Below are 8,150 nucleotides of genomic sequence, written 5' to 3' on the forward strand. Positions count from 1 at the left end.
AGTCTGCACCTGTCAAACGAGTTTGACAGGCTTGCCTGCCAAATTTTCCCTGCTGGAAAAAGTTTGACGCAAGCCCTGCGGGGCGTTATAATAAAAAAATGCGTTCTTTACTCAAAAAAATTTTTTTAAAATTATTTGTTTTTTTCATTTGAAAAATTGACTATTGAAAAACAAAAAAAGGAAGTGAATAAAATGGCAACAAAAAACACAAAAAAAAATTCAGAAAATGAAGCTGAAAAAACACAAAAAATTCGCTCTTATCGTGATTTAAAATTAAAAGCGTTGCGACGTGAAAAACTGGAAGAGTGGGAACTTAAAAAAATTGCTGACAGAATTGCGTTTTTAAAAGATGAAAAAGAGAAGTTGAAAGAACAAAAAAAAGCAGTTACAGAAGAACTTCAGGAACTCAAAATCATCTTAAAGACTTACAAAAATTTAACTGTTAAAAACTAAAGACCCCGCAACAAAAGTTGCAGGGCCTTTTTCATTTGAAAAAAAAATTCAAAAGGTTGTTTTTGCTTATACGCTTATTTTTTCGCATATCTTGACCCAAAGCCGACCTATTCTTGCCTTGCCCTTGTCCTTACCGTCTATGGACGTTTTTGGAGCATTTTAAAGCCTGTCCGATTATCCCAGCCCCTGCATTTTTTCAAATAAAAAACCTGCCAGCCATTAGACTGACAGGCAAGGCGGACAATGAAAAATTAATGGTTATTATTTATTTTGCTGAAATACAAAGTAAAAAATAACGATAGCAAGCAAAATAACAAGCCAATCCCTAACCATTGCGACCACCCCCTAACTCTTGGTAGTTGTTGAGATTGCGAAACTCAACAAATAATTATATCATAAAAAAAAGCCCCATTCAATGAATAAGGGCTTCTTTTCCGCAATATTTACTACCTTGAGTTAGGTTTTTTTGTTCGATAATATTATATCACTTTTCAAAATTAAACGCAAGTATTTAAAGTCATATAGGACAGAGTAAAAAATATAGGGGCAGTCATTAAATACCACAACAAATCTTTTTTGACTGCTTTTTTTAAAATATTTTACTTTGTGATATTTCTTTCAAAACTTCCCTAATCGGACATTCTCCTCCTCTCAAATATGGCATATTTGTGCTTTTTCCTGTTTCATTAACAATTTCTGGCAAGCATTCCATCTCTATTACCTTTTCTAGTGAACTCCTTCTTTTGTCGCTAAAGTCATAATTACAAATATTTTCAAAATTTTGTTTTTCATAGTCTTCATTTCTCCTTTAAATTTTTTAATTAATCTATAAATATCTTACAATATTCTATTTTTAAATATTATTTTTTATGTATCTTATCGTATCTTTTTGCCATTTCTATCGCTCTTTTTTCTGTTTTTTCCAATTTTTTTTCTTTAGGTTCAGTATTTACTTTTTTTACCCATTCTTCCTGCTCTTTTTGCAATTTTGTCTTTTCATTTTCTGGCAATTCTGCTAAAAGTAATTCATAAACCTTTTTCATCTCTGTTTCCCATGAATCTCCTAATTTTTTAACCGCATTGTTCATATCTGCTGTTACCCCAGAATCCAAGGCTGGCTGTACTTCCTTTTTCACAACATCCATTCTTTGTATAATTTCAGCTTCATAGTTTTCTTTTTTTTCGTCTGAGTTTTCTTTTTTTTCGTCTGATTTGACAGGGGCATTAATTGTTTTATTTTCATTGGTTTTTTCTTCTTTATCTGATTTTGAACAGTTCATAACTCCTATTAACAATATTACTATTATTAAAGCTAATTTTTTCATATAAATCCCTCCATCTTTTAGATACTAGCATTATATCATTAAATTATTAAAGAAAAATGAGAATAAAATATTTTGTAAATTATTTTTAGTAGTAATTTATTTTATAGTAATGTATTTTCTTTTTTATTTTACAATAAATTTATTTGCCCCTATATTTTTTACTCTGTCAGTCATATAGCCATTTTTTGCCCTTACGCTTATTTTTTTCGAATATTTTGACCCAAAGCCGACCTATTCCTTGCCTTTCCCTTTTTCCTTGCGTGTATGGGCGTTTTAAAGCATTTTTTAAAATGTTTCAAGATTGGCATTGATAACAAAAGTCATTTTTTCATTTAATTCATTATCAGAAGCCAACGCCAAATCTTTCACATATTCCTTGTATTCTTCTGTTCTAGCACTTGACAATTCAACGTAATTGTCATATTCGATTTCTCCGAACTCATAGCGATTTAACAAGTGATTCTGTTCGATTTCAAGCATTTGAAATATCTTGTCGTAAATTTCTTTTCTTGTCATCGTTTTTCCCCTTTCATTTTTTTAATTTCCGTCCACGTCCGCCAATGCCTTGTTTATGTCGTAGTTACTATAATTTGTATAAATCATTGTATTTAAAATTGAAATGTGTCCTAAAACTTTTTTAACTTGAGCCAAATTCAAGCCTGCGTTCAACAAATGGATCGCCCTGCTATGTCTAAAAACGTGGCTATGTGCTTTATCTTTTGACAGTCCTGCAATCGCAAAAATCTTTTTAAGATATTTGTTATAATTTCGCTCTGTCATTACTTTTCCTTTTCCAGTGCGACAAATAAAATCATTCTTTTTCAATTGATATTTATTTAATACAGTCATCACGAGCATTGCGACTTCATTACTTATTCTCAGTTCTTTTGTCTTATTGATTTCACTTTTTTGTTTAGAGTTTGAAGCATTGACAATATAATAATTTTTTGCAGTTTTTCTATCTGTTCGCATCGTAATGTCTGAAAATCTTAATTGCAATACTTCATTCACTCTTAAAGCTAGAGCATATTGTAGCATTATAATCGCTTTAAGTTCCAAATTTTCAGTTTCGTCTAAAACTCTTTTTAAATGTAAAAACTCATCTTCTGACAAGTATTTTATTTTTTTCTTTGTTTTCTTTTCGTCAAAAAATTCTTTTACTTCCACAATTTCCGCTTCCGCAAAAATTTCATCATTATTTCCTAAAACAATAATTTCATTTTCCATTAAAATTTTCCCCTTTTTTTTATATTGAAAAAGTTCCGTTTTTATAATTTTCAGAACTTTTCCGATATAATTGTACCTTAAATTTTAGAAAAAAGCAAATTATTTTTTTCAATTTTCTCATTTTCCGCAAAAAAAGTTCCATTTTTGTTAATATTTTCAGAACTTTTTTTGGTTGATATGATTATTAAATACTTATCCGCTGTTCTTTAATTTCATTGACAATTTTATAAAAACTTGTTTTTCTAAAACTCAAATTATCTTTAATATCCTTATATTTCACTTCTTTTTTGATATATCTTTTCAAAAGTTCTTTATCTATTTCGTTAAGTTTTATTCTCATTTTTTATCCTTTCCTTTCTTTTTAAAACGGAAATGCTTCGTCATCTTCTCCATAAAAAATTATTTCTTCTCCGTCCAAATGTTGTACTTTATATTCTACTTTATATTCTCCATCTTCGTCGTCATTGCTGACAAAACTTGCGTCAAATCTTATATATTCCCAGTTTCCGTTTTTCTTGTCATATTTTTTATATTTCTTTACAAATTCTTCTTCTGTAAATTTCAATAAGTCTTGAACTACTGTTATGTCGCATTTTTTCTTTTCTTTTTTTCTTTCTATCGCTTCTGTTAAATCATAGTAGTTCTTGAATGTAAATTTATAAAATTCAAGCAATTCTTCACGTTTCTTTTCATCACGTTTTTTTCCATATAAATTTAGATCCGCAACGGCATTTGCTCTATCAGCAGAAATATAAATCTCAAGTTTTCTTCTTGAAATTCTCACGATTTTTGAAAATCTTCTGTAAATTTGTCCTGAATCTTCCGCTTCTCTAAAACTTCCTGTTTTGTCAACAAATGTTCCTGCCAATCCGTTAAGGAACTGGCAAGGAACTTCAACAGTTGTTACAATCGCAAGGTCAAAGTATGGAGTTACAGAACTGTACTTAATATTAAATTTTTGTGTTTCAGTCGGATGTGGATCAAAAAATGTCAACATAGTTCCACGTCCGCCAAGTCCCTCCAATATTTCATAGGAACGTTTATCATCAAATGTTATAACGTCGTGTCTTGGCGTTAATCCGTCCAAAAATGTCCCACGTCCACCGACTCTAAACGCCTTGCTCTCATTCCAATCTGTTTCGAGCATTGCAATTTCTTTTGCAAGTGTAGTTTTTCCAGTTCCGCCTAGTCCGCAGATTAGGATCGTTTGTTTATCTCTATACTTATCGAAATTCTTAATAAAGTTCTTTTCTCCTTGCTCTATTTTCTTGCACCATCGAGTCCAAACTTTTCTACGTAATTTTTCAATCATTTCTTCTTCGCTAAGTTCTGTTTCATTCATTAATTCTTCAAGCACGTTCTCAAAATTTAAATGTTTTATAAAACGTTCACCCCTCAATTCATTGTCCACGTCAGCAAAAGACATTGATCCGTCATCTGTTGCTTTGAAATACATAGCACCAAGTTCGTCAACTAGATTATCAAAAACTTCTTCTGTTGTTAATTCTTTTCTTTCATTTGCAACAAAATCAAAATTCGCTACAAGTTCACTTTCATTATATTCATGTTTCAAAGCCTTTTGTGCTTCTTTCGTTTTATGTAGAAAGTATCTTATTATTTCCGTTTCCGCTTTCTTTCCACCGTTGACAACTTTAATCAGCCCTTCTGGAATTCCGAGTGCTTTTGATATACTTTTGACCGTGCAAGCATTTTTAAAAGCAATATAACAATGAATGTGTTTTTCTTTCTTAACTTTGTTTCCTAACTCATCTTTATAATATTTACATTCTCCACCTTGAAAATACGTTAAGCAATCTTTATCGTGTAGAATAAAAGCATACTTGCTTACTTTCTTTGACATCGCTAGCATTTTATGAAATTTTTCAACATCAAGTAATTTTTCTCCAGTTTGATTGTTTTGTAAAAACTGAACTATTTTAAAATTTCTGTATCTCCTGCCTTTACTGTCTGTTTTTTTTTCTTTTTCTTGTTTTTCTTGTTTTATTTTCTTGTTCATTTTTTTCTCCTTTTTTTTTTAATTTTTTTCATTACGAGATTTTAACAAGAAATTAATAATTAGAAAAACCAGCAAACCTTGATTTTATGCAAAATGTTTTCAAAAATTGCACAAACTGAAAATGATAGTGTGCAATTTTTTTGTGCAATTTTGTGCAAAAAATTTTTCTCTCAAACTCCTATTTTTATTCGCTTTTTTGATAATTCCAAAAAAAATTGCACAAAACGCGGTTCTCAACTGGACAGTCGTCCACGCACGCGTTTATAGTAGTTTAAAGCCATTTTTACACAAATTTGTTTTTTTTTAGTACCACCCGACTTTGTGTTTTCTTAATACTCAAAGGATTTTCAAATTTTCATATTATTTTTTGAGTTTTAAAAATCTTACTTTTTTGACATTATTAACTTAATATGCTATAATAATATCAATTAAAAATACAAAAAATACAAAAACTTAGGTTTGCATAGCCTTTCCCCGTCGATAATTGCCAGTTATCGACTTTTTTTTATATTAATTCTCATAGTATATTTTATAATAAAATGTTCAAGTTGTCAAATCTTTTTTTTAGTTTTTTACGATTTTTACGAGTTTCGTTGCTATTTCAAAAATGTTCGCCTTTTTGTCTATTAAGCATTTTTTAAAAAAAAAATACTTAATTATAATACCGTTCCGCTCCGCTCCACTCTCGCTCACTAACGTTCGCTCACATTCATTTGAAAAAGAATAAAAAGGGTAGATAAGAATAAAAAAAGGAGCATTTCGCTCCAGTTTTTTTAAAGATCTAATTGAAAAAATTTTATGATATATTATATCACGCTTTAAAGTGTTTTTCAAGCGTTCAAATGCTTCAACGTGTTTTCCCCTGCCTTATTCCGTTTTCTTGCGTGTATGGACGTTTTTCGCCGTTCTGTCGCTTTGTGATTAAGTCATTCACTTTATTTTTAAAATTTTCAACGAAATCAGCAAAAAAATTTTGTGATGTTGCTTGAATTTCTTTAAATGCTTGTATTGTTAGCCGTTTCGCTTCTTTAAAGTTTATTAAGTCTTTATATACGTTTTTTCTAGCATATTCACGCACAAAATTTTGAAAAACTGAAAATGCTTCTCTTGTATCTTCTCTCAAATTTTCTACAATCTCATTTTCAATTTCTGCTTCTCTTTCTTCAAGCAAATTTTTAAATTTTTCTTGATTTTTTTCAATATAGTCATCAATTTCAAAACTCCTTACAGGTGCATTTTTCAACGATTTTTCAGCAAGTTTTTCAATGCTTAAATTTCTTTTTTCTCCAATTTTCTTTTCAATTTCTTCACTTTCTTTTTTCGCTTCATCAATCTTTTTTTTGTAATTTGCAATGCTTATTTCGTTCATTTGCTGTACTTGTCGTTGTTGTTCTATGTTTCTTTTAAGTTCTTCAAGTTCTTTGACCTTTTGCACGTTCTCTCTTTCTATTCGTTGCCGTGCTTCTTGTCTTGCTTCTTGTTCAAGTTCTCTTATACGTTCACGGCTAACCGCAACAGGCTTTTCCGCTTCTTTCCGTTTTTCTTCAACTCTTGCTGACAATTCTCCGAGAGCAAGTTGTTTATTATAAATTTGTCCGTTTAATTTATCGTCATAGCGAGATTTTTCCATAATCCTTTTGTTTAATTCATAAATTTCATTTTTAGTGTCTTGGACTTCTCTTTTCAACTGTTCTTTTTCATTGATTAAATCTTTTGCACTTTCGCCTTGTGTTGATTTTTCAATAATTTCTTGAATTTCTTTAAGGTTTACGGTGTCTTTTAGATTATTCAAAACTTTCAATTCTTCTTTGAAATGATTGACTAATTGCTTCTTTTTTTTATTATTTTCAATGATATTACTGATATTTTTTTTAAAATTAATAATATTCCAGCCAACAGCAATTGTTCTATTGTTCTCAATGCTCCTACATTTTGCTTTCGTTTCTTTAAATTTCTTCTTAAAATCGTGTATCGTTATCGCTTTTTTTTCTTCAACTAGAATACGTTTTGCATTTATCATTTTAAATCGTTTCAACTCTTGTTCTGTATAGTCATTTTTATTGATTTTATCGGCTAAAATTTCCAATTCTGTTTTCATCGAGTGTTTTGCTCTGTCAAGCGTTTCAAAATTGTTATATTTTTCGCTTCTCTGCTTGACTATTTCGCAATTTTCATTTGAAAAAAGTTCAATCCTTTTTTTCAACTTTTGGATCACTTTTTCATTTTTCATTTTTTCCTTAAATTCTTCATTTATGCTTCTGTAAAATTCACGATTTATTGCAGATGTTCCTGTTTCACATTTAAACGCCTTTTGTGATGTTCTTGACTGCATTTTTTTCAACTGCTTGTCAATTTGCTTTTGCATGTTTTCTTCCTTGTATTTTGCTAACGCTTCTTTATATTCCTTTGTCCCTGCTTTTAGTTTCATTTCTTTTTTGTTCTTATTACTGAAATTGTTTCTTAATGCTTTGTCAATTTTTGCATAGTTTATTTCATTGTTTTCTTTCTTGTTTTCTTCCGCAAAAGTCCACGCACTATGCAGGTGCGGTGTACTTTCGTCGAAATGAATAACAGCATATACGCAATGAGCGTTTTTTCCTAATTTTTCGCTTAAAAATTTCAAATTTTTTTTATAATATTCTTCCCATTCTTCAAGCGATAAAAGATATGTCAAGTCTTGCCCTGTCCTTGCTTCAAAATCTCCAGCCTGCACCGATGAAACAACTGTTATAACATCTTTTGTTGTGCTTCTCACTTCTGTATCTTCATATTGTCTTTCAAGCATTTGAAAATCACGCACAAGCACTTTATTTTCACTATTCAATTTTTCATTCACATTGTTCTTAAATTCTTCACTTTCACGGAACGCTTCATTTGTAACATTTGTTATGTTCTCCTTGTTATTCCTTGAATTATATTTTTTTATGTTTAAATTCTTCACTTTCACGGAACGCTTCATTTGTAACATTTGTTATGTTCTCCTTGTTATTCCTTGAATTATATTTTTTTATGTTATTTAAAAAACTAATTTCCATATTTTTTTCCCCCAAATTTTTTAAAAATATCTTGATTTTTTCTGTTTTTTAAATTATAATTATTATGAAATAAAAAATCAAATCTCCGCATCC

Annotated in this window: 7 protein-coding genes and 1 pseudogene; 1 reads left to right on the plus strand and 7 read right to left on the minus strand. The window is 29.8% G+C overall.

Going from position 1 to position 8,150, the window contains the following annotated elements:
* Positions 1–192: 192 nt before the first annotated feature.
* Positions 193–453: a hypothetical protein gene (locus FVE74_RS11415; protein WP_147004662.1), complete on the plus strand. Its 261-nt coding sequence runs from the start codon at positions 193–195 to the stop codon at positions 451–453.
* Positions 454–1,042: 589 nt separating this feature from the next.
* Here FVE74_RS11415 and FVE74_RS11420 read toward each other — a convergent pair.
* The 7 genes and pseudogenes from FVE74_RS11420 to FVE74_RS11445 all read right to left on the minus strand — a co-directional run.
* Positions 1,043–1,207: pseudogene (locus tag FVE74_RS11420) on the minus strand (ISLre2 family transposase); the annotation flags it as partial.
* Between the two features lie 106 nt (positions 1,208–1,313).
* The gene (locus FVE74_RS11425) at positions 1,314–1,778 is read right to left on the minus strand and encodes a lysozyme inhibitor LprI family protein (protein WP_147004663.1); all 465 of its coding nucleotides are present in this window, start codon (positions 1,776–1,778) and stop codon (positions 1,314–1,316) included.
* Positions 1,779–2,063: 285 nt separating this feature from the next.
* Positions 2,064–2,294, minus strand: a complete 231-nt coding sequence (locus tag FVE74_RS11430; RefSeq protein ID WP_147004664.1) for a hypothetical protein — start codon at positions 2,292–2,294, stop codon at positions 2,064–2,066.
* A 21-nt stretch (positions 2,295–2,315) separates the two neighbouring features.
* Complete coding sequence (locus FVE74_RS11435) at positions 2,316–3,005, minus strand: tyrosine-type recombinase/integrase (protein WP_147004665.1); 690 nt, start codon at positions 3,003–3,005, stop codon at positions 2,316–2,318.
* A 184-nt stretch (positions 3,006–3,189) separates the two neighbouring features.
* A complete protein-coding gene (locus tag FVE74_RS11725) occupies positions 3,190–3,345 on the minus strand; it encodes a hypothetical protein (protein WP_172617512.1) in 156 nt (51 codons plus the stop codon).
* A gap of 21 nt (positions 3,346–3,366) precedes the next feature.
* Positions 3,367–5,022 carry a Rep family protein gene (locus FVE74_RS11440; protein ID WP_147004666.1) on the minus strand — a complete coding sequence of 552 codons (1,656 nt, stop codon included), beginning with the start codon at positions 5,020–5,022 and terminating at the stop codon, positions 3,367–3,369.
* Positions 5,023–5,869: 847 nt separating this feature from the next.
* Entirely contained in the window at positions 5,870–7,990 is a 2,121-nt protein-coding gene (locus FVE74_RS11445) for a plasmid recombination protein (protein ID WP_147004667.1), read from the minus strand.
* Between the last annotated feature and the right edge of the window lie 160 nt (positions 7,991–8,150).

The sequence above is a fragment of the Leptotrichia wadei genome (assembly GCF_007990445.1).
Classification (GTDB): Bacteria; Fusobacteriota; Fusobacteriia; order Fusobacteriales; family Leptotrichiaceae; genus Leptotrichia; species Leptotrichia wadei_A.